This window comes from Streptomyces sp. BR1 (genome assembly GCF_052373795.1).
In the GTDB taxonomy this organism is placed as follows: Bacteria; Actinomycetota; Actinomycetes; order Streptomycetales; family Streptomycetaceae; genus Streptomyces.
In genome coordinates this window covers 1,387,397-1,413,459 of the sequence record NZ_CM126252.1, presented here as the reverse complement: position 1 = coordinate 1,413,459, position 26,063 = coordinate 1,387,397, and the positions used below count along the sequence as shown (strand labels likewise).

The following is a 26,063-nucleotide window of genomic DNA, read 5'->3' as shown; positions in this document are numbered from 1 at the left end:
CGACCCACAGGCTCCGCGCGAGCTTTCCGACTCTGATCACGGGGATGGCGTAAATGGTGAACGAGGAGAAGTACCTCGATTACCTCAAGCGGGCGACGACCGATCTCCGCGAGGCCCGACGGCGGCTGCGCGAGGTCGAGGAGCGGGAGCAGGAGCCCATCGCCATCGTGGCGATGAGCTGCCGCTACCCCGGGGGCGTCGACACCCCGGAGCAGTTGTGGGAGCTCGTGGCCCGCGGCGGCGACGCGGCCTCCCCGTACCCGGTGAACCGGGGCTGGGATGCCGACGTCCTGTTCGACCCCGACCCCGAGAGCGGCATCGAGGAGTACGAGCAGGTCGGCGGCTTCCTGCACGACGCGGCCGAGTTCGACGCCGCGTTCTTCGGGATCTCGCCGCGCGAGGCCCTGGCGATGGACCCGCAGCAGCGGCTGCTCCTTGAGACCTCCTGGGAGGCGTTCGAGCGGGCGGGCATCGCCCCCTCGTCGCTGCGCGGCAGCCGCACGGGCGTCTTCGCCGGCCTCATGTACCACGACTACGCCGCCCGGTTGTTCAGCGTCCCCGAGGAGATCGAGGGCTTCCTCGGCAACGGCAGCTCCGGCAGCATCGCCTCGGGCCGGATCGCCTACACCCTGGGCCTTGAGGGCCCGGCCGTCACCATCGACACCGCCTGTTCGTCCTCGCTGGTCGCGGTCCACCTGGCCGCCCAGGCGCTGCGCAACGGCGAGTGCACGCTGGCCCTGGCCGGTGGTGTCACCGTGATGTCGACGCCCGGCACCTTCACCGAGTTCAGCCGCCAGCGGGGTCTCGCCGGTGACGGCCGCTGCAAGTCCTTCGCGGGCGCCGCCGACGGCACCGGCTGGGGCGAGGGCGCTGGCATGCTCGTCCTGGAGCGGCTGTCCGACGCCCGCAAGAACGGCCACCCCGTCCTCGCGCTCGTCCGCGGCTCCGCCGTCAACCAGGACGGTGCCAGCAGTGGCCTCACGGCCCCGAACGGTCCGTCCCAGCAGCGCGTCATCCGCCAGGCACTGGCCGGCGCCCGCCTGTCGGCCACCCAGGTCGACGCGGTCGAGGCGCACGGCACCGGCACCACCCTCGGCGACCCCATCGAGGCCCAGGCCCTCCTCGCCACCTACGGCCAGGACCGCCCCGAGGGCCGCCCGCTGTGGCTCGGCTCCATCAAGTCGAACATGGGCCACACCCAGGCCGCCGCCGGTGTCGCGGGCATCATCAAGATGGTCATGGCCATGCGCCACGGCGTGCTGCCCAAGACCCTGCACGTCGACGAGCCGACCCCGAACGTCGACTGGACCGACGGCGCCGTCTCCCTCCTCACCAGCAGCATCCCGTGGCCCGAGACCGGCAACCCGCGCCGCGCGGGTGTCTCCTCGTTCGGCATCAGCGGCACCAACGCCCACACCATCCTCGAACAGGCCCCCGAGGCCACCCCCGGTACCGAGGACGAGATCCCCGCCGCCGTCGCCCCGGCCGTGCCGCCGCTGTGGAACCTCTCGGCCAGGACCCCGGCCGCCCTGCGCGCCCAGGCGGACAAGCTCCACACCCACCTGGCCGCCCACCCCGGCCTGCGCGCCGGGGACGTCGCCCACTCGCTCGCGGCCGGGCGCACCGACTTCGACCACCGCGCCGTCCTCACCGCCGACGACGACGCCGGACTCCTCCAGGCACTCCGGAACCTTGCCGCACTCGGCACCGACGCGACGGGACCGGGCATCACCCAGGGCCGCCCGGTCGCCGGAAAGACGGCGTTCCTGTTCACCGGTCAGGGCAGCCAGCGCCTCGGCATGGGACGTGAGCTGTACGACACGTACCCGGCCTTCGCCGGGGCCCTGGACGAGACCTGCGCCGAGCTGGACCGGCACCTCGAACGTCCTCTGAAGGACGTGCTGTTCGGTTCGGATGCTGAGGCGTTGGATCGTACGGAGTTCACTCAGCCTGCGTTGTTCGCGGTTGAGGTGGCGTTGTTCCGCCTGGTGGAGTCGTGGGGCCTGAAGCCCGACTTCCTTACGGGCCACTCGATAGGTGAGATAGCTGCTGCGCATGTGGCGGGTGTGTTCTCGCTTCAGGACGCCTGTGAACTGGTTGCCGCGCGTGGCCGGTTGATGCAGGCGTTGCCTGGTGGCGGTGTCATGATCGCCGTTCAGGCGTCGGAGGACGAGGTACTTCCGTACCTCACCGACCAGGTCAGCATCGCAGCCATCAATGGTCCGCAGTCGGTGGTCATCGCCGGTGACGAGGACGCGGCGCTTAAGATCCTCGCGCAGTTCCCGGACCGCAAGTCCAAGCGGCTGACGGTCAGTCACGCGTTCCACTCGCCTCACATGGACGGCATGTTGGACGCCTTCCGTGAAGTAGTCGCGGGGCTTTCGTACGAGTCGCCCCGCATCCCGGTCGTCTCCAACCTGACCGGTGCCCTGGTCTCCGACGAGATGGTGTCCCCCGACTTCTGGGTACGCCACGTCCGCGAGACCGTGCGGTTCTTCGACGGCATCCGCGCCCTCGCCGACCGCAATGTCGCGCACTTCGTGGAACTCGGCCCGGACGCGGTGCTCTCCGCCCTGGCCCAGGAGTGCGCCACCGGTGACAACGCCGCCTTCGTGCCGGTCCTGCGCAAGGGCCGGACCGAGACCGAGACCCTGACCGGCGCCCTCGCCCGGCTGCATGTCCGTGGTCTGAGCGCCGACTGGCAGGCGTACTATGCCGGTTCCGGCGCCCGGCGCGTCGACCTGCCCACCTACGCCTTCCAGCGCGACACCTACTGGCTCGACGCCGGGCGGCCCAGCGGGGACGTCTCGTCGGCCGGCCTCGGCGCGGCCGGCCATCCGCTCCTCGGTGCGGCCGTCGAGCTCGCCGACATCGACGGCTTTCTTCTTACGGGCCGTCTCTCGCTCGACACCCACCCCTGGCTCGCCGACCACGCCGTCATGGGATCGGCCGTGCTGCCCGGCACCGCCTTCGTCGAACTGGCGATCCGCGCGGGCGACCAGGTCGGCTGCGACCTGCTCGAAGAGCTCACCCTCCACGCGCCGCTGGTCCTGCCCGAACAGGGCGGCGTGCAGCTCCAGTTGTGGGTCGGCGCCCCCGACGCCACCGGCCGTCGCACCCTGGGCGTCCACTCCCGCCCGGAGCCCACGACCCAGGACGCCACCGCCGACGAGCCGTGGACGCGGCACGCCGACGGCGTCCTCGCCGCCGGAGCCCCGCAGCCTCTCTTCGCCCCGGACGTCTGGCCCCCGGCCGACACCACCCCGCTGCCCGTGGAGACGCTGTACGCGGGACTCGCCGAGGCGGGGCTGGCGTACGGACCCGCCTTCCAGGGCGTCCGCGCGGCCTGGCGGCACGTGGACGGCACGACGTACGCCGAGGTCGAACTCGACGCTGGACAGCAGGACGAGGCCCGGCGGTTCGGGCTGCATCCCGCGCTGCTCGACGCGGCCCTGCACGCCATCGGCCTCGCCGGACTGGTCGAGGACACCGGCCGGGGCAGGCTGCCGTTCTCCTGGAACGGGGTCGCCCTGCACGCCGTGGGCGCTTCGGTGCTGCGCGTGCGCCTGACCCAGGCCGGGCCGGACGCGGTCTCCCTGGCCCTGGCCGACGGCGAGGGCAGGCCCGTGGCCGACATCGCCCGGCTCGCGCTGCGCACCGTCGCCGAGCGGCTCGACGCCGGCCGGACCGGGCACCACGACGCGCTGTTCCAGGTGGAGTGGGCCCCGCTCGCCCTGCCCGACGCGGCCGAGGTGCGCTGGGCGGTGCTCGGCGACCCCGCCGGCCCGGACCGGGCGGCAGCGTCCGCCGTCGACCCGGCCGCCGCGCTGATCGCGGCGCTCGACGCGGGCGAGCCCGCGCCCGACGTCGTGCTTGTACACCACCCCGAGGCACCCCTGCTCACCGCGGAAGCGGTCCACGAGGCCGCCCACCGCACGCTCGCCCTGCTGCGGCAGTGCACGGCCGACCCGCGACTCGACGACACCCGCCTGGTGTTCCTGACCCGGGGGGCGGTCGCCACGGCACCCGGGGAGCCGGTGCCCGACCCCGTCCACGCGGTCGTCCGGGGACTGGTGCGCTCCGCGCAGTCCGAGCACCCGGGCCGCTTCGTCCTCGTCGACACCGACGAGCCCCACGACACCGAGGACCGCCTCCGGGTACTCACCGCCGCACTCGGAACCGGCGAACCCGAACTCGCCCTGCGCTCCGGCACCGCCCGTGCGCCGCGCCTGGCGAAGGCCCCCGCCGGAGGCCCGGCCGGCACCCCGTCGTACGACCCGGACGGCACCGTCCTGATCACGGGCGCCGGCGGCACCCTGGGCGGACTCCTCGCCCGCCATCTCGTCGCCGAGCGCGGCGCCCGGCACCTGTTGCTGCTCAGCCGTCGTGGCGAGCGGTCGCCGGGTGCGGCCGAACTGGTGGCGGAACTGTCCGAGTTGGGCGCTCAGGCGGCGTGGGCGGCGTGCGACGCGGCCGACCGGGACGCGCTGGCCGCGGTCCTGGCCGCCGTGCCCGCCGCGCACCCGCTGACGGCGGTCGTGCACACGGCCGGTGTGCTGGACGACGGGATCATCGACTCGCTGACCCCCGAACGCCTGGACACCGTACTGCGGCCCAAGGCCGACGCCGCCCTCCACCTCCATGAGCTGACCCGCGGCCTCGATCTGTCCGCCTTCGTCCTGTTCTCCTCGGCCGCCGGCGTCTTCGGCGCTCCCGGCCAGGGCAACTACGCGGCGGCCAACACGTTCCTGGACGCCCTCGCCCAGCACCGCCGCGCCCAGGGGCTCCCCGCCCAGTCGCTGGCCTGGGGCCTGTGGGAGGACGCCGACGGAATGGCGGGCACCCTCGGCGCCGCCGACATCGACCGGATGAAGCGCGGCGGCGTACACGGGCTCACCGCCGCCGAAGGCCTCGCACTGTTCGACCTCGCCGACGCCCTCTCCGGCCAAGGGGACGGCGAGTCGGCAGGCCACGCCCTGTTCGTACCGATGCGGCTCACGCTGCCCGCCCCGGGCGCGGAAGTCACCCCGCTGCTGCGCGGGCTGGTGCGCACCCCCGCGCGTCGCGTCGCCTCCGTCGGGCGCGGCACCACGGACCCCACCGCGCTCTCGGCCCTCGAACAGCGGCTCCTGGGCCTTGACGCGCCCGAGCGTGAGCGGTTGCTCGTGGACCTCGTCCGCGGCCATGTCGCCGAGGTGCTCGGCCACGGGTCACCGGACGCCATCGACCCCGAACACGCCTTCAACGAGCTGGGCTTCGATTCCCTCACGGCCGTCGAACTGCGCAACCGGCTGGGCGCCTCGGTCGGCAGACGCCTGCCCGCCACGCTCGTCTTCGACTACCCGACCTCGCTCGTCCTCGCCCGCCACCTGGCCGGCGAACTCACGGCCGGGACAGCCGAGGCCGCATCCGGCGGCCCCGTCTCCGCCCTCGCCGGGGACCCGATCGCCATCGTGGCGATGAGCTGCCGCTACCCCGGCGGTGTGACCACCCCCGAGGAGCTGTGGCGGCTCCTGGAGAGCGGCACCGACGCGATCTCCGCCTTCCCCGGCGACCGGGGCTGGGACGTCGAGTCGCTGTACGACCCCGACCCGGACAACCGGGGGACCTCGTACACCCGCCACGGTGGATTCCTGCACGACGCCGCCGCGTTCGACCCGACCTTCTTCGGGATCAGCCCGCGCGAGGCCGTCGGCACCGATCCTCAGCAGCGGCTCCTTCTGGAGACCACCTGGGAGGCGTTCGAGCGGGCGGGCATCGACCCGGCCACCGTGCGCGGCAGCCGCACCGGCGTGTTCGCCGGTGTCATGTACCACGACTACGCCGCCCTGCTGGAGAACTCCTCCGACGGCGCGGACGGCTCACTCGGCTCCGGCAGCACCGGCAGTATCGCCTCCGGCCGGGTCTCGTACGCCTTCGGCCTCGAAGGCCCCGCCGTCACCATCGACACCGCCTGCTCCTCGTCGCTGGTCGCCCTGCACATGGCGGTCCAGGCACTGCGCACGGGCGAGTGCGACATGGCCCTGGCGGGCGGTGTCACCGTCATGGCGACCCCCGGCACTTTCGTCGGCTTCAGCCGTCAGCGCGGCCTGTCGGCCGACGGCCGCTGCCGCGCCTTCTCGGCGGATGCCGACGGTACGGGCTGGGGCGAGGGCGCGGGCATGCTGCTCGTGGAACGCCTGTCGGACGCGCGGAAGAACGGCCACCCGGTGCTGGCGATCGTGCGTGGTTCGGCGGTCAACCAGGACGGCGCGAGCAACGGCCTCACGGCTCCGAACGGTCCTTCCCAGCAGCGCGTGATCCGTGCCGCTCTCGCGAGCGCCGGGCTCACCGCCGCCGACGTGGACGCGGTCGAGGCGCACGGCACCGGCACGACCCTCGGTGACCCGATCGAGGCGCAGGCGTTGCTGGCCACGTATGGCCAGGAGCATGCGGACGAGAACCCGTTGTGGTTGGGTTCGGTGAAGTCGAACTTCGGTCATACGCAGGCGGCGGCGGGTGTCGCGGGCATCATCAAGATGGTCATGGCCATGCGCCACGGCGTGCTGCCCAAGACCCTGCACGCCGACGAGCCGTCGCCCCACGTCGACTGGTCGCAGGGCGCGGTCTCGCTGCTGACGGACGCGGTGGAGTGGCCGGAGACGGGCCGCCCGCGCCGCGCGGGCGTGTCGTCCTTCGGCATCAGCGGCACCAACGCCCACACCATCATCGAGCAGGCGCCGGAGCTGTCCCAGGCGGCCGGCACCGCCCCCGGGTCCGCGCCGGGCGTGCTGCCCCTGCGGCTCTCCGGCCGCAGCGCGGACGCCCTCGCCGCCCAGGCCCGCACCCTGCGGGAACACCTGACGGCCCACCCCGACACCGCTCTCCTGGACCTGGCGTACTCCCTGGCCACTGGCCGCGCCGCGTTCGACCACCGTGCCGTCGTCCTCGCGACGGACGACGACTCGGTCACCACCGCACTGGACGCGCTGGCGGACCGCCGCCCGACCTCCGGCCTGGTGACGGGCACGGTCGACAGGGGTGGTCGGACCGCCGTTCTGTTTACGGGTCAGGGGAGTCAGCGGCTGGGGATGGGGCGTGAGTTGTATGACGCCTTCCCGGTGTTCGCGGAGGCGTTGGACGCGGTCGCCGCGCACCTTGAACTCCCGCTGAAGGATGTGCTGTTCGGCTCGGACGCGGAGGCGTTGGATCGTACGGAGTTCACTCAGCCTGCGTTGTTCGCGGTTGAGGTGGCGTTGTTCCGGCTGGTGGAGTCGTGGGGTGTGAAGCCCGACTTCCTGGCCGGTCACTCCATCGGCGAGATCGCCGCCGCCCATGTCGCCGGGGTGTTTTCGCTGGAGGACGCCTGTGAACTGGTCGCCGCGCGTGGCCGGTTGATGCAGGCGCTGCCTGCCGGTGGTGTGATGGTTGCGGTGCAGGCGTCGGAGGACGAGGTCCTTCCGCACCTGACCGACGGTGTGTCCATCGCCGCGATCAATGGCCCGCAGTCGGTGGTCATCGCCGGTGACGGGGACGCGGCGCAGGAGATCGTCGCGCAGTTCCCGGACCGCAAGTCCAAGGAGCTGACGGTCAGTCACGCCTTCCACTCCCCGCACATGGACGGCATGCTGGACGCTTTCCGCGAGGTGGTGGCGGGGCTTTCGTACGAGTCGCCCCGCATCCCGGTCGTCTCCAACCTGACCGGTGCCCTGGTCTCCGACGAGATGACCAACGCTGACTTCTGGGTACGCCACGTCCGCGAGGCCGTACGGTTCCTCGACGGCATCCGAACCCTCGAAGCCGCCGGTGTCACCACCTACCTCGAACTCGGCCCCGACGGGGTTCTCTCCGCCATGGCCCAGGAGTGCGTCACCGAGGACGCGGTCTTCGTGCCGGTGCTCCGCAAGGACCGCTCCGAGGTCGAAGCGGTCACCAAGGCCCTGGCACAGGGCCACGTGCGGGGCCTCGCTGCCGACTGGCAGGCGTTCTTCGCGGGGACCGGCGCGCGCCGCGTCGACCTGCCGACGTACGCCTTCCAGCGCGAGCGCTACTGGCCGGCGACCGGCATCCCCCTGCCCGGCGACGCCGCCGGGCTCGGACTGGCCGCCGCCGGGCACCCGCTGCTCGGCGCGGCGGTTGCGCTGGCGGACGCCGACGGTCACGTCTTCACCGGCCGCCTCTCGCTGCGGACACACCCCTGGCTGGCGGACCACGTCGTCATGGGGTCCGTGCTCCTTCCCGGCGCGGCCCTCGTCGAACTGGCCCTGCACGCGGGCGAGCACGTCGGCTGCCGGGCCTTGGACGACCTGACGCTCCAGGCGCCGCTGATCCTGCCCGAGCAGGGCGCCGTCCAGCTGCAACTGGCCGTCGGAGCACCCGACGCCTCCGGCCGCCGCCCGCTGGCCGTCCACTCCCGCCCGGACGACGACGCGCCCTGGCTCCAGCATGCCGACGGCCTGCTGTCGGACGAGGTGCGGAGCACCGAAGCCGACCTCACCGTGTGGCCGCCGGCCGGCGCGACCGCCGTGCCGGTGGACAGCGCGTACGAGACCCTCGGCGCGTCCGGGCTCGCGTACGGCCCGGTGTTCCAGGGCCTGCGCGCGGCCTGGCGGCGCGACGGCGAGCTCTTCGCCGAGCTGGCCCTGCCGATGGACGTGCGGACGGACGCGGAGGCGTTCGGGCTGCACCCCGCGCTGCTCGACTCGGTGCTGCACACCTTGGCGCTCGGCGACATCCTCACCGGTTCCGACGGTGATGAGGGCGGCGCCAGGTTGCCGTTCGCCTGGGGTGGTGTGCGGTTGCATGCGGTGGGTGCGTCGGTGGTTCGGGTGCGGTTGGCTCGGGCTGGTCGGGATGCGGTGTCGTTGGAGTTGGCTGATGTGGCCGGTGCACCGGTTGCTTCGGTTGATTCGCTTGTTCTGCGGTCGGTTTCGCCGGAGCAGATCGGTGCGGCGCGTGGTGGTCAGCAGGAATCGCTGTTCCAGATCGACTGGACGGAGCTTCCGACCGACCGTACGGCCGGATCGGCCGGTCTCCGCCACGCCGTGGTCGGCACCGCGGTGAAGGGGACGGATGTCCCGGTCCACGCCGGCCTCGCCGCCCTGGCGGCCACGGACGACGGCGTGCCCGAGCTGGTGTTCCTCACAGTGGACGACGCCACGGACGACGCCCTGCCGGGCGCGGTGCACGCACGTGCCGCCGACGCCCTCGCTCTCGTACACGACTGGCTGGCCGAGGAGCGGTTCGCCTCGTCCCGGCTGGTGTTCGTCACCCGGGGCGCGGTGTCGACCGGCCCCGCCGAGGCTGTCCGTGATCTCGCGGGTGCGGCGGTATGGGGGCTGGTCCGGTCCGCCGGCACCGAGCACCCCGGCCGGTTCGCCCTCCTCGACATCGACGACCACGGTCTGCCGGAGCAGGCGGTGACGGCGGCCCTGGCTGCCGGAGAGCCCGAGCTCCTGGCGCGCGACGGCGCTGTTCTCGCCCCGAGGCTGACCCGTGCCGTGGCGGAGGAGAGCGCGGGCATCGAACTCGCTTCTGGCGGGACGGTGTTGGTGACGGGTGCGGGTGGGGCGTTGGGTGGTTTGTTTGCGCGTCATCTTGTGTCGGTGTGGGGTGTGCGGCATTTGTTGTTGGTGAGTCGTCGGGGTGGTGCGGCTGAGGGTGCTGCCGAGTTGTCGGCGGAGCTTGCTGAGTTGGGTGCTGTGGTGTCGTGGGCGGCGTGTGATGTGGCCGACCGGGATGCGCTGACTGTAGTCCTGGACTCTGTGCCTGCGGCGCATCCGCTGACGGCGGTCGTGCACACGGCCGGTGTGCTGGATGACGGTGTGGTGGGGTCGTTGTCGGCGGAGCGGGTGTCGGCGGTGTTGCGTCCGAAGGTGGATGCGGCGTGGAACCTGCATGAGCTGACGCGTGACTTGGATCTGTCGGCGTTTGTGTTGTTCTCTTCGGCTGCTGGTGTGTTCGGTGGTGCGGGGCAGGCCAACTACGCGGCGGCGAACGTGTTCCTGGACGCGCTGGCGCAGCACCGTCGGGCGCTGGGTCTTGCGGCGACGTCTTTGGCCTGGGGGTTGTGGGCTGAGGCGTCGGCGATGACGGGTGAGCTGGGTGAGGCCGACCGTTCGCGGATGGGCCGTGGTGGTGTGAGTGCGCTGTCGGCTGGGGAGGGTGTGGCGCTGTTTGATGCCGCGTCGGGTTCGGGTCGGGCGTTGTTGGTGCCGGTGCGGTTGGACTTGGTGGCGTTGCGGGCGCAGGCCGCTGCTGGTGGTGTGCTGCCGCCGATGTTGAGCGGGTTGGTGAGGACCACCACCCGACGCACCGCCGGAACAACCGCCGCTGCCGGCACGACACCTGCGGAGCACCTGGCCGGTCTCCCCGCCGCCGAGCGGACCGCGTACGTCCTCCAACTGGTCCGTACACAGGTCGCCACCGTCCTCGGATACCCCGGGCCCGACGCGGTCGCGGCGGACAGCTCGTTCCGGGAGCTGGGCTTCGACTCGCTCACCGCCGTCGAGCTGCGCAATCTGCTCGGTGCGGCGACCGGGCTGCGGCTGCCCGCCACGCTCGTCTTCGACTATCCGACGTCGGTGGTCCTGGCCGACCACCTGCGCGACGAACTCCTCGGTGCCGTGCCCGCGGTGGCCGCCCCGGTCACCGTCGCGGCACGGGACGACGAACCGATCGCGATCGTGGGCCTGGGCTGCCGCTACCCCGGCGGCGTGGAGAGCCCCGAGGACCTGTGGCGACTCGTCATGGAGGGCCGCGACGCCATCTCGGAGTTCCCCGAGGACCGTGGCTGGGACGTGGACTCGCTGTTCGACGCGGACCCCGACCAGCAGGGCACGAGCTATGCCCGCGAAGGCGGATTCGTCCGCGACGCGGGCCACTTCGACCCGGCGTTCTTCGGGATCTCGCCGCGCGAGGCCGTCGCGATGGACCCGCAGCAGCGGCTGCTCCTGGAGACCTCGTGGGAGGCGTTCGAGCGGGCCGGGATCGACCCGGCGACGATGCGCGGCAGCCGTACGGGCGTCTTCGCGGGCGTCATGTACCACGACTACGCCTCACGCCTCACCGCGCTCCCCGAAGGCGTGGAGGGCTTCCTCGGCACCGGCAACGCGGCCAGTGTCATCTCCGGCCGCCTCTCGTACGCCTTCGGGCTCGAAGGCCCGGCCGTCACGGTCGACACCGCCTGCTCGTCGTCGCTGGTGGCCCTGCACCTCGCGGTGCAGGCGCTGCGCAACGGCGAGTGCTCGCTCGCCCTCGCGGGCGGTGTGACGGTCATGGCGACCCCGGCGGCGTTCGTGGAGTTCAGCCGTCAGCGCGGCCTCGCGGCCGACGGCCGGTGCAAGGCGTTCTCCGCCGACGCGGACGGGACGGGCTGGTCCGAGGGCGCGGGCGTGCTGCTCGTGGAACGCCTGTCGGATGCGCGGGCGAAGGGCCACCCGGTGCTGGCGATCGTGCGTGGTTCGGCGGTCAACCAGGATGGTGCGAGCAACGGCCTCACGGCTCCGAATGGTCCGTCTCAGCAGCGCGTGATCCGCGCCGCTCTGGCGAGCGCCGGGCTGTCGGCCGCCGATGTGGACGCGGTCGAGGCGCATGGCACGGGCACGACTCTCGGTGACCCGATCGAGGCGCAGGCGTTGTTGGCCACGTATGGCCGGGAGCGTTCGGATGAGAGTCCGTTGTGGTTGGGTTCGGTGAAGTCGAACTTCGGTCATACGCAGGCGGCGGCGGGTGTCGCGGGCATCATCAAGATGGTCATGGCCATGCGCCACGGCGTTCTTCCCCGAACGTTGCATGCGGGTGAGCCGACTCCGCATGTGGACTGGTCGGCGGGTGCGGTCTCGCTTCTCACCGACTCGATGCCGTGGCCGGAGACGGGCCGTCCGCGTCGTGCGGGTGTGTCGTCCTTCGGGTTCAGCGGCACCAATGCGCACACGATCATCGAGCAGGCCCCCGACGTGGTGGAGCCCGTCCTCGGGCAGGAGCCCGCACGGGCCCCGGGCAGCCTGCCGTGGTTGCTCTCCGGCAAGACCGCCGAGGCCCTGCGCGAGCAGGCCGTGCGGCTGCGGAAGCACGTGGCCGACTGCCCGGAACTCGGGCTCGCCGACATTGGCTACTCCCTGGCCACGAGCAGGACGGCGCTCGCCCGGCGGGCAGCCGTCGTCGCCACCGACCGCGAGGAATTCCTCACCGCGCTCACGGCACTGACCGAGGGCGGCCTGGCGACGGGCCTGGTGGAGGGCGAGGTGAGCGCCGGGAAGCTGGCGTTCCTGTTCACGGGTCAGGGGAGTCAGCGGCTGGGGATGGGGCGTGAGCTGTACGACGCGTATCCCGTCTTCGCGGAGGCGTTGGATGCGGTGTGTTCGCGTCTGGAACTGCCTTTGAAGGATGTGCTGTTCGGCTCGGACGCGGAGGCACTGGATCGTACGGAGTTCACCCAGCCCGCCCTCTTCGCCGTCGAGGTCGCGCTGTTCCGTCTGGTGGAGTCCCTGGGCCTGAAGCCGGACTTCCTGGCGGGTCATTCCATTGGTGAGATTGCCGCTGCGCATGTGGCGGGGGTGTTCTCGCTCCAGGACGCGTGTGAACTGGTCGCTGCCCGGGGCCGGTTGATGCAGGCGTTGCCCGGTGACGGTGTGATGATCGCGGTGCAGGCGTCGGAGGACGAGGTGCTTCCGTACCTCACCGACGGTGTGTCCATCGCGGCCATCAATGGTCCGCGGTCGGTGGTCATCGCGGGTGACGAGGACGCGGCGCTTGAGGTCCTCGCGCACTTCGAAGGCCGTAAGTCGAAGCGGCTGACGGTCAGTCACGCCTTCCATTCCCCGCACATGGACGGCATGTTGGACGCGTTCCGTGAGGTTGTGGCGGGGCTGTCGTACGAGTCGCCGCGTATCCCGGTCGTCTCCAACCTGACCGGTGCTCTGGTCTCGGACGAGATGTCGTCCCCCGACTTCTGGGTACGTCATGTCCGCGAGGCCGTACGGTTCCTCGACGGCATCCGGGCCCTCGAAGCGGCCGGTGTCACCACGTACGTCGAACTCGGCCCCGACGGAGTCCTCTCCGCCATGGCCCAGGAGTGCCTGACCGTCGACGGTGCCGCGTTCCTGCCCGTTCTGCGGGCCGGGCGCGACGAGGCCGAGACGGTCACCACGGCCCTCGCCCAGGCGCACCTGCGGGGTATCGCCGTGGACTGGGAGGCGTTCTTCGCGGGGACCGGCGCCCGGCGCGTCGACCTGCCCACGTACGCCTTCCAGCGCCAGCGCTACTGGCTGGAGGCGCCCGCCCACGCGCTGAGCGGGGACGTGGCGTCCGCCGGTCTCGGCGCCGCCGGGCATCCGCTGCTGGGGGCGGCGGTCGAACTGCCCGACTCGGACGGCTTCTTGTTCACCGGGCGGCTGTCGCTGCGCACGCACCCCTGGCTGGCCGATCACACCGTGGCGGGCACGGTCCTGCTGCCGGGCGCCGCACTGGTCGAACTGGCCGTGCGCGCCGGTGACCACGCGGGCTGCGACCTGCTGGAGGACCTCACGCTGGAGGCACCGCTGGTGCTGCCCGCCACGGGCGGGGTGCAGCTGCGGCTCGCCGTGGCGGAGCCGGACGCGGCGGGACGGCGGGTCTTCCACGTCTACTCGCGCCCGGAGGACGCCGCGTCCGAGGAGCCGTGGACCCGGCACGCGAGCGGTGTGCTGGCCGTCGAGGGACAGGCCGTCACCGAGGCGGAGGCCGAATGGCCCCCGGCCGGGGCCGAGCCCTGCGACATCGAGGACCTGTATCCGTCGTTCGACGCGATCGGGCTTGGCTACGGCCCGGCGTTCCGCAACCTGCGGCTCGCCTGGCGGCGCGGCGACGAAGTGTTCGCCGAGGTCGCCCTGGCCGAGGACCGTAGGCTGGAGGGCTCCCTGTACGGGCTCCACCCGGCGCTGCTCGACGCCGCCCTGCACGCGGTCGGCCTCGGGGAGTTCTTCCCCGGCGCCGAGGAGGGCGCCCGGCTGCCGTTCTCGTGGGACGGCGTGCGGCTGCACGCCGTGGGCGCCTGCGCGCTGCGGGTGCGGATGGCCCCGGCCGGCCGGGACGCGGTCGCGCTGAGCCTCGCGGACGAGTCAGGACAGCCGGTCCTGACCATCGACTCGCTCGTGCTGCGCCCGCTCGCCGTCGACGCGCTCGGCGCCGGTGGACCGGGAGCGACGCGCGACGCGCTGTTCCGGGTCGACTGGCCCGTACTGGCCCTGCCCGAGGCCGAGTCGCCCGCCGACGGACGCTGGGCCCTGCTGGGCGGCGACCCGCTGAAGCTGGGTGCCGCACTGGAGCGGACCGGGGTCCTGACGCCGGGTGCCGCCTTCGGCGCGGACGCCGACGGCACGGCGGAAGGCGGCGGCCTCCACCCCGGCCTGCCGGCCCTCGCCGAAGCGGTCGATCTGGCCGACGCACTGGGGGAGAGCGCACCGGAGGTGGTGCTCCTTCCGCTGGCCTGCGACCTCGGCACGGCGGGCGGCCTCGCGTCGGCCGCGCGCACCGCCACCGCGGAAGCGCTGGAGCTGATCCGGTCCTGGCTGGCGGACGAGCGGTTCGCCGCTTCCCGGCTGGTGATCGTCACCCGCGGCGCCGTCGGCACGGACGACGCCGAGGGCGTGGCGGACCTGGCCCACGCGGCCGTATGGGGCCTGGTGCGCTCCGCGCAGGCCGAGCACCCGGACCGCCTGGTCCTGGTCGACCTCGACGACGAGGACGCCTCGTACCGGGCGCTGCCCGCGGCGCTCGACACCGACGAGACCCAGTTCGCGGTGCGCGGCGGAACCGTACGGGCCCCGCGCCTGGCGCGGGCCGCCCTCCGGGAGAGCGCCGACGGACCCGCCGCGCTGGACCCCGAGGGCACCGTCCTCGTCACCGGCGCCGGCGGCACCCTGGGCGGGCTCTTCGCCCGGCACCTGGTCACCGCGTACGGTGTGCGGCATCTGCTGCTCGCCGGCCGTCGCGGAGCCGCTGCGGACGGAGCCGTACAACTGGCCGACGAGCTGGGCGCTCTGGGTGCCGAGGTGACGTGGGCGGCGTGCGACGTGGCCGACCGGGACGCCCTCGCCGGGCTCCTGGAGTCCGTACCCGACGCGCATCCGCTGACCGCCGTCGTGCACACCGCCGGTGTGCTGGACGACGGCACGGTGGAGTCGCTGACCCCCGAGCGGGTGGAGCGGGTGCTGCGGCCCAAGGTCGACGCGGCGTGGAACCTGCACGAACTGACCCGCGGCCTGGACCTGGCGGCCTTCGTGCTGTTCTCCTCCGCTGCCGGCGTGTTCGGCAACGCGGGACAGGCCAACTACGCGGCGGGCAACACGTTCCTCGACGCACTCGCCCAGCACCGGCGCGCGGCGGGCCTGCCCGCCGTGTCGCTGGCCTGGGGCCTGTGGGACGACGAGGCGGGCATGGCCGTGACCCTCGACGACAACGACCGGCGGCGTCTGAGCCGGGGCAGCATGAACCCGCTCTCCGCGGCCGAGGGGCTCGCGCTCTTCGACGCGGCGCTGACGGAGCCGGCTTCCCCGGGCGTCACGGCCGCCGGTACGGAAACGGAACGGGCCGCGGCCGTACTGGTGCCCGCCCGGCTCGACCTGGCCGTGCTGCACGCCCAAGTCGGCGATGCCGTACCGCCGTTGCTGCGCGGACTGCTCCGTACCCCGGTACGGAGCAGGGCCGGCGGCCAGGCGGCGGGCGCCGCTCCGGACTCGCTCGCACAGCGGCTCGCCCAGCTGCCGGCCGCCGAACGGGACCGGGTGCTCCTGGACCTGGTCTGCACCCATGTGGCGCAGGTCCTCGGTCACAGCGGGGCCGGGGCCATCGAACCCGGCAGTGCCTTCAAGGAGTTGGGCTTCGACTCGCTGACCGCGGTCGAGCTGCGCAACCGGCTCGGCGCCGCCACCGGCCTGCGGCTGCCCGCCACGCTGATCTTCGACTATCCGACCCCCGAGGCGCTGAGCGGATATCTGCGCTCCGCGCTGCCCCTCGACGACGGACCGTCCGTCTTCGGTGAACTCGACCGGCTGGAGGCGTCCTTGGCCGCGGCGGACGCGGACAGCGTCACACGCTCGCGGATCACGATGCGCCTCCAGGCACTCATGGCCAAGTGGAACGACGCCCAGGAAACGGGTGGCGCCACCGATGACGGGGACGACGGCGACCTCGAATCGGTGACGGACGACGAGCTCTTCGATCTGCTCGACGACGAGCTCGGGGCGTCCTGAGCCGCCCGGAACACAGCCCCGGGGCGCGCCCTTCGCAGGGCGCGCCCCACCTCAACACCGGACCCCGGCCCCTGCCCAGGCAGTGACCGGCCGGGGCCCCGCGACACGACAACAGGCCACGGGACCCGCACACCGGGCCCCGGCCACCCTGACGACCGACCGGCACAACCGCCCCTGAGGCATGGAGCTCACGCAAATGGTGAACGAGGACAAGCTTCGCGACTACCTCAAGCGGGCGACCGCCGATCTGCGCCAGGCCCGCAAGCGGCTGCGCGAGGTCGAGGAGAAGAGCCAGGAGCCCATCGCCATCGTCGCGATGAGCTGCCGCTACCCCGGCGGGGTGCGAACCCCCGAAGACCTGTGGCGGCTCGTCGAGAACGGCGACGACGCCGTCTCCGGCTTCCCGGTCGACCGGGGCTGGGACGTGGAGTCGCTCTACGACGCCGACCCCGACAGCCCCGGGTCCAGCTACGTCAGCGAGGGCGCGTTCCTCTACGACGCCGCCCGCTTCGACCCCGCCCCCTTCGGGATCTCGCCGCGTGAGGCGATGGCGATGGACCCGCAGCAGCGGCTGCTGTTGGAGGCCTCCTGGGAGGCGTTCGAGCGGGCGGGTATCGACCCGTCGTCCGTACGCGGCAGCCGCACGGCCGTCTTCGCCGGTGTGATGTACCACGACTACACCGCACGCCTCGACTCGGTGCCTGAGGGCGTCGAGGGCTTCCTCGGCACCGGAAGCTCCGGCAGCATCGCCTCGGGCCGCGTCGCCTACACCTTCGGTCTCGAAGGCCCGGCGGTCACCGTCGACACCGCGTGCTCGTCCTCCCTGGTCACCCTGCACCTCGCGGTCCAGGCCCTGCGTGCCGGCGAGTGCTCGCTGGCCCTGGCCGGCGGTGTCACCGTGATGGCGACCCCCGCGACCTTCACCGAGTTCAGCCGCCAGCGCGGCCTGGCCGCCGACGGCCGCTGCAAGCCCTTCGCGGCCGCCGCCGACGGTACGGGCTGGGGCGAGGGCGTCGGCATGCTGCTCGTCGAGCGGCTGTCCGACGCGCAGCGCAACGGGCACCCCGTCCTCGCGATCGTGCGCGGCTCGGCCATCAACCAGGACGGCGCCAGCAACGGCCTCACCGCTCCCAACGGCCCTTCCCAGCAGCGCGTCATCCACCAGGCCCTGACCAACGCCCGCCTGTCGGCGGTGGACGTCGACGTCGTGGAGGCGCACGGCACCGGCACCACCCTCGGTGACCCGATCGAGGCCCAGGCCCTCCTGGCCACGTACGGCCAGGACCGACCGGCCGACCGGCCGCTGCTGCTCGGCTCGGTCAAGTCGAACATCGGCCACACGCAGGCCGCCGCCGGTGTCGCCGGCATCATCAAGATGGTCGAGGCGATGCGGCACGGCGTCGTACCGAAGACGCTCCACCTCGACGAGCCCACCCCGCACGTCGACTGGGAGGCGGGCGCCGTCTCCCTCATCGGGGAAAAGATGCCGTGGCCTGAGGTGGGTCGGGTGCGTCGTGCGGGTGTGTCGTCGTTCGGGTTCAGTGGGACGAATGCGCATGTGATTGTGGAGCAGGCGCCGGGGGCGGAGGCCGTTGAGGCTGCGGAGGCCGTTGAGGTGTCCGTGGCTCCGGTGGTGCCGTGGGTGTTGTCGGGTAAGAGTGCGGGTGCGTTGCGGGCGCAGGCGGGGCGGTTGTCGGGGTGGCTGGCGGGCGCGGGGGGTGTGCGTGCGCTGGATGTGGGTTGGTCGTTGGCGTCGTCGCGGTCTGCTTTGGATCATCGTGCGGTTGTTTTTGGTGATCATGTGGCGGGTGTGGAGGCGGTGGCTTCGGGCGGGCTCGCTGCGGGTGTGGTGAGTGGTTCGGTTGTTGGTGGGAAGACGGTTTTTGTGTTCCCGGGGCAGGGTTCGCAGTGGGTGGGGATGGCGGAGGAGCTGCTGGTTTCTTCTCCGGTGTTCGCTGCGCGGGTGGATGAGTGTGGGAAGGCGCTTGAGCCGTTTACCGGCTGGTCTTTGCGTGATGTGTTGTGTGGTGTTGAGGGTGCGCCGTCGTTGGAGCGGGTCGATGTGGTGCAGCCTGCTCTGTTTGCGGTGATGGTGTCGTTGGCCGAGGTGTGGCGTGCTGCGGGTGTGGTGCCGGGTGCGGTGATCGGGCATTCGCAGGGGGAGATTGCTGCTGCGTGTGTGGCGGGGATCTTGTCGTTGGAGGATGCGGCGCGTGTGGTGGCGTTGCGTTCGCAGGCGATCGGCCGTGTGCTGGCGGGTCTGGGCGGGATGGTGTCGGTCCCGCTTCCGGCCGCTGACGTACGGGAGCGGATCGCCGCGTGGGATGGCCGGATTTCTGTTGCCGCGGTGAATGGTCCTTCGTCGGTGGTGGTTTCCGGTGAGGTTGAGGCGCTGGATGAGTTCTTCGCCGCCTGTGAAGGTGAGGGTGTGCGGGCGCGGCGTATCGCGGTGGATTACGCCTCGCATTCGGCTCAGGTGGAGTTGTTGCGTGAGGAACTGCTGGACCTGCTCGCTCCGGTGGAGCCGCAGGCCGGCGAGGTGCCGTTCTTGTCGACGGTGACGGGGGAGTGGGTTAAGGGTCCGGAGCTGGATGCGGGGTATTGGTTCCGGAATCTGCGGCAGACGGTGGAGTTGGAGCAGGCGACCCGGACTTTGCTGGAGCAGGGTTTCGGGGTGTTCATCGAGTCCAGCCCGCATCCGGTGCTGACGGTGGGTGTGGCGGAGACGGTTGAGGATGCGGGCCGTGAGGCTGCTGTGCTGGGGTCGTTGCGCCGTGGCGAGGGTGGTCTGGAGCGTTTCTGGCTGTCGTTGGGCGAGGCGTGGGCCCGCGGTGTGAAGGTCGACTGGGACGCCGTGTACTCCGGCACGGGTGCCCAGCGTGTGGACCTGCCCACCTACGCCTTCCAGCAGGAGCACTACTGGCTCGAAAGCGGCACCGCCAAGGACGCCACTGCCACCGCGTACCCCGTCGACACCGTCGAGGCCCGCTTCTGGGAAGCCGTCGAGCGCCAGGACGTCGCCGCGCTCACCGCCGAACTGGACGTCGACGAGGACGAGACGCTGACCGCGCTGCTGCCGGCCCTCTCCTCCTGGCGCAAGCAGAGCCGCGAGCAGTCCACGGTCGACGGCTGGCGCTACCGCGTCACCTGGAAGCCCGCCCCCGAGCCCACCACCGCCCGTCTGTCGGGCACTTGGCTGGTCGCCGTGCCCGAGGCCCGGACCGGGGCCGCCGCCGAGTGGACCGACGCCGTGCTGCGCACCCTCGGCGAACACGGAGCCGACGTACGGCAGGTCGAGGTCGCCCGCACCGACGACACCCGCGCCGAACTCACCGGCCGGATCAGTGCCGCCCTCGCCGACGGGCCCGCCGTCTCGGGCGTCCTGTCCCTGGTGTCGTCCACGGGAACCGATGAGCCGTTCGGTGTCACCGCGCCCGCCGGCGTGATCGCCACGCTCTCCCTCGTCCAGGCCCTCGGTGACGCCTCCGTCACCGCGCCCCTGTGGTGCGTCACCCGTGGTGCCGTCGCCACCGGCCGCTCCGAGCAGTTGGTGGACCCGGCGCAGGCACCGGTCTGGGGCCTCGGCAGGGTGGCCGCACTGGAGCACGGCGAGCGCTGGGGCGGTCTGATCGACCTGCCCGGCGCGGACACCGTCGACGACCGGGCCCTGGCCCGGCTCGCGGGCGTGCTCGCCGGTGATGCCGCCGAGGACCAGGTGGCGGTCCGCACCTCCGGCCTCTTCGTACGCCGGCTCGTCCGCGCCCGTCTCACCGAGACCCCGGCGGTACGGGAGTGGCGTCCCGCCGGTACGACTCTGGTGACCGGTGGTACGGGTGCGCTGGGTGCGCATGTCGCCCGCTGGCTGGCGGAGAACGGCGCCGAGCACCTGCTGCTCACCAGCCGCCGCGGCCCGGACGCCCCCGGCGCCACAGAACTCGCCGCCGAACTACGTGAGTTGGGCGCCGACGTCACCATCGCCGCCTGCGACGTCGGCGACCGCGACGCGGTGGCCGGCCTCATCGCGTCCGTACCCGCCGACCGGCCGCTCACCGCCGTCGTGCACACGGCCGCCGTCCTGGACGACGGTGTCATCGAGGCGCTCGCCCCCGAGCAGATCGAGCGGGTGCTCCGGGTGAAGGTCGACGCGACCCTCCACCTGCATGAGCTGACGCGCGACCTGGACCTGTCCGCGTTCGTCTTCTTCTCGTCCTTCGCCGCCACGTTCGGCGCCCCGGGCCAGGGCAACTACGCGCCCGGCAACGCCTTCCTGGACGCCTTCGCCGAGTACCGCCGCGCCGAAGGGCTGCCCGCCACCTCCCTCGCCTGGGGCCCCTGGGGCGACGGCGGCATGGCCGAAGGCGCGGTGGGCGACCGCATGCGCCGCCACGGCGTCATGGAGATGTCGCCCGAGCGTGCCGTCTCCGCCCTCCAGCACGCGCTGGACCGCGACGAGACCACCCTCACCGTCGCCGACATGGAATGGCGCCGCTTCGTCCTCGCCTTCACCTCCGGTCGCACCCGGCCGCTGCTGCACGACCTGCCCGAGGCACGGGAGGTCATGGAGAGCACCCGTGCGGATGCCGCCGAGGAGACGGGCGGCGCCGCCGCGCTCGCCCAGAAGCTCGCCGGACAGCCCGAGCCCGAGCAGGAACGGCTGCTCCTCGACCTGGTCCGTACGGCCGTGGCCTCCGTCCTCGGCTACGCGGGGCCCGACGCGGTCGAACCGGCCCGGGCGTTCAAGGAGTTGGGCTTCGACTCGCTCACCTCGGTCGAACTGCGCAACCGGCTGAACGCGGTCAGCGGCCTCAAGCTGCCGCCCACCCTCGTCTTCGACTACCCGACGCCCACGGTCCTCGCCCGGCACCTGCGCGCGGAGTTCTTCGGCCGGGATGCGGCGTCCGCCGCCCTCGTGCCCGTCGCCGCGGTCTCCGACGCCGAGCCGATCGCCATCGTCGCGATGAGCTGCCGTTTCCCCGGCGGGGTCCGCAACCCCGAGGAGCTGTGGCAGCTGCTCACCACCGACGGCGATGCGCTGTCGACGTTCCCCCTGGACCGCGGCTGGAACGTCGAGGCGCTGTACGACCCCGACCCCGACGCGCAGGGCACCTCGTACACCCGCGAGGGCGGCTTCCTCTCCGACGTCGCCGCGTTCGATGCCGGGTTCTTCGGGATCTCGCCGCGTGAGGCGATGGCGATGGACCCGCAGCAGCGTCTGCTGCTGGAGACCTCGTGGGAGGCGTTCGAGCGGGCCGGGATCGACCCGTCGTCCCTGCACGGCAGCCAGTCCGGTGTCTTCGTCGGCACCAACGGCTCCGACTACTCCAACCTCGTACGCGCCGCCACGGACGGCCTCGAAGGCCACCTGGCCACCGGCAGCGCGGGCAGCGTCGTCTCCGGCCGCCTGTCGTACACCTTCGGTCTCGAAGGCCCGGCGGTCACCGTCGACACCGCGTGCTCGTCGTCGCTGGTCGCCCTGCACCTGGCCGTACAGGCCCTGCGGAGCGGCGAGTGCTCGCTCGCCCTGGCGGGCGGTGTGACGGTCATGTCGACGCCGGGCACCTTCATCGAGTTCAGCCGCCAGCGCGGACTGTCCACGGACGGGCGCTGCAAGGCGTTCTCCTCGGACGCCGACGGCTTCAGCCCCGCCGAGGGCGTCGGCATGCTGCTCGTGGAGCGGCTGTCCGACGCGCAGCGCAACGGGCACCCCGTCCTCGCGATCGTGCGCGGCTCGGCCGTCAACCAGGACGGTGCGAGCAACGGCCTCACCGCTCCCAACGGCCCTTCCCAGCAGCGCGTCATCCGCCAGGCTCTCGCCAACGCCCGCCTCACCGCGGCCGAGGTGGACGTCGTGGAGGCGCACGGTACGGGTACGACGCTCGGTGACCCGATCGAGGCGCAGGCCCTGCTCGCCACGTACGGCCAGGACCGACCGGCCGATCGGCCGCTGCTGCTCGGCTCGGTCAAGTCGAACATCGGCCACGCTCAGGCGGCGGCCGGTGTCGCGGGTGTCATGAAGATGGTGCTCGCCATGCAGCACGGCGTCGTGCCGAAGAGCCTGCACATCGACGAGCCCACCCCGCACGTCGACTGGAGCGCGGGCGAGGTCACCCTGCTGACCGAACAGCGGGAGTGGCCGCAGAGCGACGGCCCCTGGCGCGCGGGCGTCTCGTCCTTCGGCTTCAGCGGCACCAACGCGCACGCCATCATCGAGCAGGCGCCGGCCGAGCAGGGGTCCGACGGCCAGGAGACCCCTGTGTCGCCGGCCGAACCCCTATCGACCGCTACCCTCTCCGGCGGCAGCGCGTCCGACCGTCCCGCCGCCCTGCCCTGGACGCTGACGGCCAAGAGCGAGAAGGCCCTGCGCGGCCAGGCCGAACGCCTCCTTGCGCACCTGGCAAACCGCTCTGACCTGCGGCTTGCCGATGTCGGCCACTCCCTGGCGACCACCCGTTCCGCCCTTGACCGGCGTGCCGTGCTGATCGGCCGGGAGCATGCCGACTTCGTCACCGCACTGACCGCACTGGCGGAAGGGGAGACCTCACCCCTGCTCGTTCAGGGGGAGGCAGTCGGGGGCAAGACGGTTTTCGTGTTCCCGGGTCAGGGGTCGCAATGGGTGGGCATGGCCCAGTCGTTGTTGGACGCTTCACCGGTGTTCGCTGCGCGGGTGGATGAGTGTGGGAAGGCGCTTGAGCCGTTTACCGGCTGGTCGCTGCGCGATGTGCTGTGCGGTGCTGAAGATGCGCCGTCGTTGGAGCGCGTCGATGTGGTGCAGCCTGCTCTGTTTGCGGTGATGGTGTCGTTGGCCGAGGTGTGGCGTGCTGCGGGTGTGGTGCCGGGTGCGGTGATCGGGCATTCGCAGGGGGAGATTGCTGCTGCGTGTGTGGCGGGGATCTTGTCGTTGGAGGATGCGGCGCGTGTGGTGGCGTTGCGTTCGCAGGCGATCGGCCGTGTGCTGGCGGGTCTGGGCGGGATGGTGTCGGTTCCGCTTCCTGCTGCTGCGGTGCGGGAGCGGATTGCTCCGTGGGGTGAGGACCGGATTTCTGTTGCCGCGGTGAATGGTCCTTCGTCGGTGGTGGTGTCGGGTGAGGTGGCCGCGCTGGATGAGTTCTTCGCCACCTGCGAGAGCGAGGGTGTGCGGGCGCGGCGTATCGCGGTGGATTATGCCTCGCATTCGGCTCAGGTGGAGTTGTTGCGTGAGGAACTGCTGGAACTGCTCGCTCCGGTGAAGCCGGGTGCGGGTGAGGTGCCGTTCTTGTCGACGGTGACGGGGGAGTGGGTTAAGGGTCCGGAGCTGGATGCGGGGTATTGGTTCCGGAATCTGCGGCAGACGGTGGAGTTGGAGCAGGCGACCCGGACTTTGCTTGAGCAGGGTTTCGGGGTGTTCATCGAGTCCAGCCCGCATCCGGTGCTGACGGTGGGTGTGGCGGAGACGGTTGAGGATGCGGGCCGTGAGGCTGCTGTGCTGGGGTCGTTGCGCCGTGGCGAGGGTGGTCTGGAGCGTTTCTGGCTGTCGTTGGGTGAGGCGTGGGCCCGTGGTGTGTCGGTGGACTGGGACGCGGTCTTCGCGGGCACGGGTGCCCAGCGTGTGGACCTGCCCACCTACGCCTTCCAGTCGCAGCGTTTCTGGCCGGAGGCCGCGGCGGTCGAAACTGTGGCGGTGTCGGCGGGGGATGCGATCGACGCACGTTTCTGGGAGGCCGTCGAGCGCGAGGATCTTGAGGCGCTGACCGCTGAGCTCGACATCGAGGACGAGCGGCCGCTGACCGCGCTGCTGCCCGCGCTGTCGTCCTGGCGTAAGCAGAGCCGGGAGCAGTCCACGGTGGATGGCTGGCGCTACCGCGTCACCTGGAAGCCGTTGGCCGAGGCCACGACCGCGCGTCTGTCGGGCAGTTGGCTGGTTGTCACCCCCGAGGCGCCGACCGGTCCCGCCGCGGAGTGGGCCGAGGCCGTGGTCCGTACGCTCGGTGAGCGCGGTGCTGACGTCCGTACGATCGTGGTCCCCGCCGACGCCGGTCGTGACGCTCTCGCCGCCGTGCTCAAGGCCGAGACGGCCGGGACCGCTCCCGGCGGCGTCCTCTCCCTCCTCGCCCTCGGCGACGAGGGGGCTGCCACGGAATCCGCGCTGCGCGCCCACGCCGGACTCGGCGGGACCGCCGCGCTCGTGCAGGCCCTCGGTGATGCCGACGTCGCCGCACCGCTGTGGTGCGTCACGCGGGGCGCGGTCTCCGTGGCCCGTTCCGAGCGGCTCCAGGACCCGGCGCAGGCGCTGGTGTGGGGCTTCGGCCGGACCGTCGCGCTGGAGTACCCGGACCGCTGGGGCGGCCTGATCGACCTGCCGCAGGACGCGGACGAGCGGGCGTTGACCCGGCTCGTGGGCGTGCTGGCCGGTGACGGGGCAGAGGACCAGGTGGCGCTGCGCGCCTCCGGGCTCTTCGGCCGCCGACTGACCCATGCGCCCCTCGCCGACGCGCCCGGCACGACCTGGAAGCCGCAGGGTACGACTCTGGTGACCGGTGGTACGGGTGCGCTGGGTGCGCATGTCGCCCGCTGGCTGGCGGAGAACGGTGCCGAGCACCTGCTGCTCACCAGCCGCCGTGGCGCGGATGCGCCCGGTGCCGCCGAACTCGCCGCCGAACTGCGTGAGTTGGGCGCCGACGTCACCGTCGCCGCCTGCGACGCCGCCGACCGCGACGCCGTCACCGCGCTGCTCGCGGCAGTCCCCGCCGAGCACCCGCTGACCGCCGTCGTGCACACAGCCGGCGTCCTCGACGACGGTGTCATCGACGCGCTCACCCCCGAGCGGTTCGCGACCGTACTCGCCCCCAAGGCGGATGCGGCGCTCACCCTGCACGAGCTGACCCGCGACCTGGACCTGTCCGCGTTCGTCCTCTTCTCCGGTGTCGCCGGCACGCTCGGCGACGCCGGACAGGGCAACTATGCCGCCGCGAACGCCTACTTGGACGCCCTGGCCGAGCAGCGCAGCGCCGACGGCCTGGCCGCGACCTCCGTGGCCTGGGGCCGCTGGGGCGACAGCGGACTCGCCGCGGGCGGCGCGATCGGGGAACGGCTCGACCGGGGCGGTGTGCCCGCGATGGCGCCCCGCTCCGCGATCCGCGCCCTCCAGCAGGCCCTCGACCACGCGGAGGCGGCCGTGGCCGTCGCCGACATCCAGTGGGAACGGTTCACGCCCGGCTACACCGCCGTACGGCCCAGCCCGTTCCTGGCCGACCTGCCCGAGGTGCGGCAGCTGGCCGAGTCCGCCCCGGCCGGCGAAGCGGCCGGAGAGGCATCCCCGGCCGAGGCACTGCGCCGCCGGCTCGCGGTCATGCCGCAGGCCGAACAGACCCTGGCCGTACTCGCGCTGGTCCGCTCGCACGCGGCCACCGCGCTCGGCCACCCGACCACAGACGAGGTGGGCGCAGGCCGCGCCTTCAAGGAGCTCGGCTTCGACTCCTTGATCGCGCTGGAGCTGCGCAACCGGCTCAACGCGGCCACCGGCCTGCGGCTCCCGGCCACCCTCGTCTTCGACCACCCGACCCCGGCGGCCCTGGCCGACTTCCTGCGTGGCGAGATCACCCAGGACGGCAGCGCCGGGGCGGCTCCCGGAATCGCGGAACTCGAAAAGCTGGAGTCCGCGCTGTCCGTGCTCGACCCGGACGGCGAAACCGCCGAAACACGTACCGACATCGCGCTGCGTCTGCAGGCCCTCCTGGCGAAGTGGGGTGAACCGCACACCGAATCCAGTGGCGAGGCCGTGACCGAGAAGCTCCAAGAGGCCACGCCCGACGAGCTCTTCGACTTCATCGAGAACGAGCTCGGTATTTAGCACAGCGGACAGCAGGCAGTAGCAGG

General features: G+C 72.3%; 2 protein-coding genes. Both read left to right on the top strand.

Going from position 1 to position 26,063, the window contains the following annotated elements; all coding sequences use genetic code 11:
• Positions 1-53 precede the first annotated feature (53 nt).
• Positions 54-16,211 (top strand): type I polyketide synthase, encoded by a 16,158-nt coding sequence (locus ACT1U9_RS06075; protein ID WP_444537346.1) that lies wholly within the window; start codon positions 54-56, stop codon positions 16,209-16,211.
• Between the two features lie 199 nt (positions 16,212-16,410).
• Complete coding sequence (locus ACT1U9_RS06070) at positions 16,411-26,037, top strand: type I polyketide synthase (protein WP_444539021.1); 9,627 nt, start codon at positions 16,411-16,413, stop codon at positions 26,035-26,037.
• Positions 26,038-26,063 lie beyond the last annotated feature (26 nt).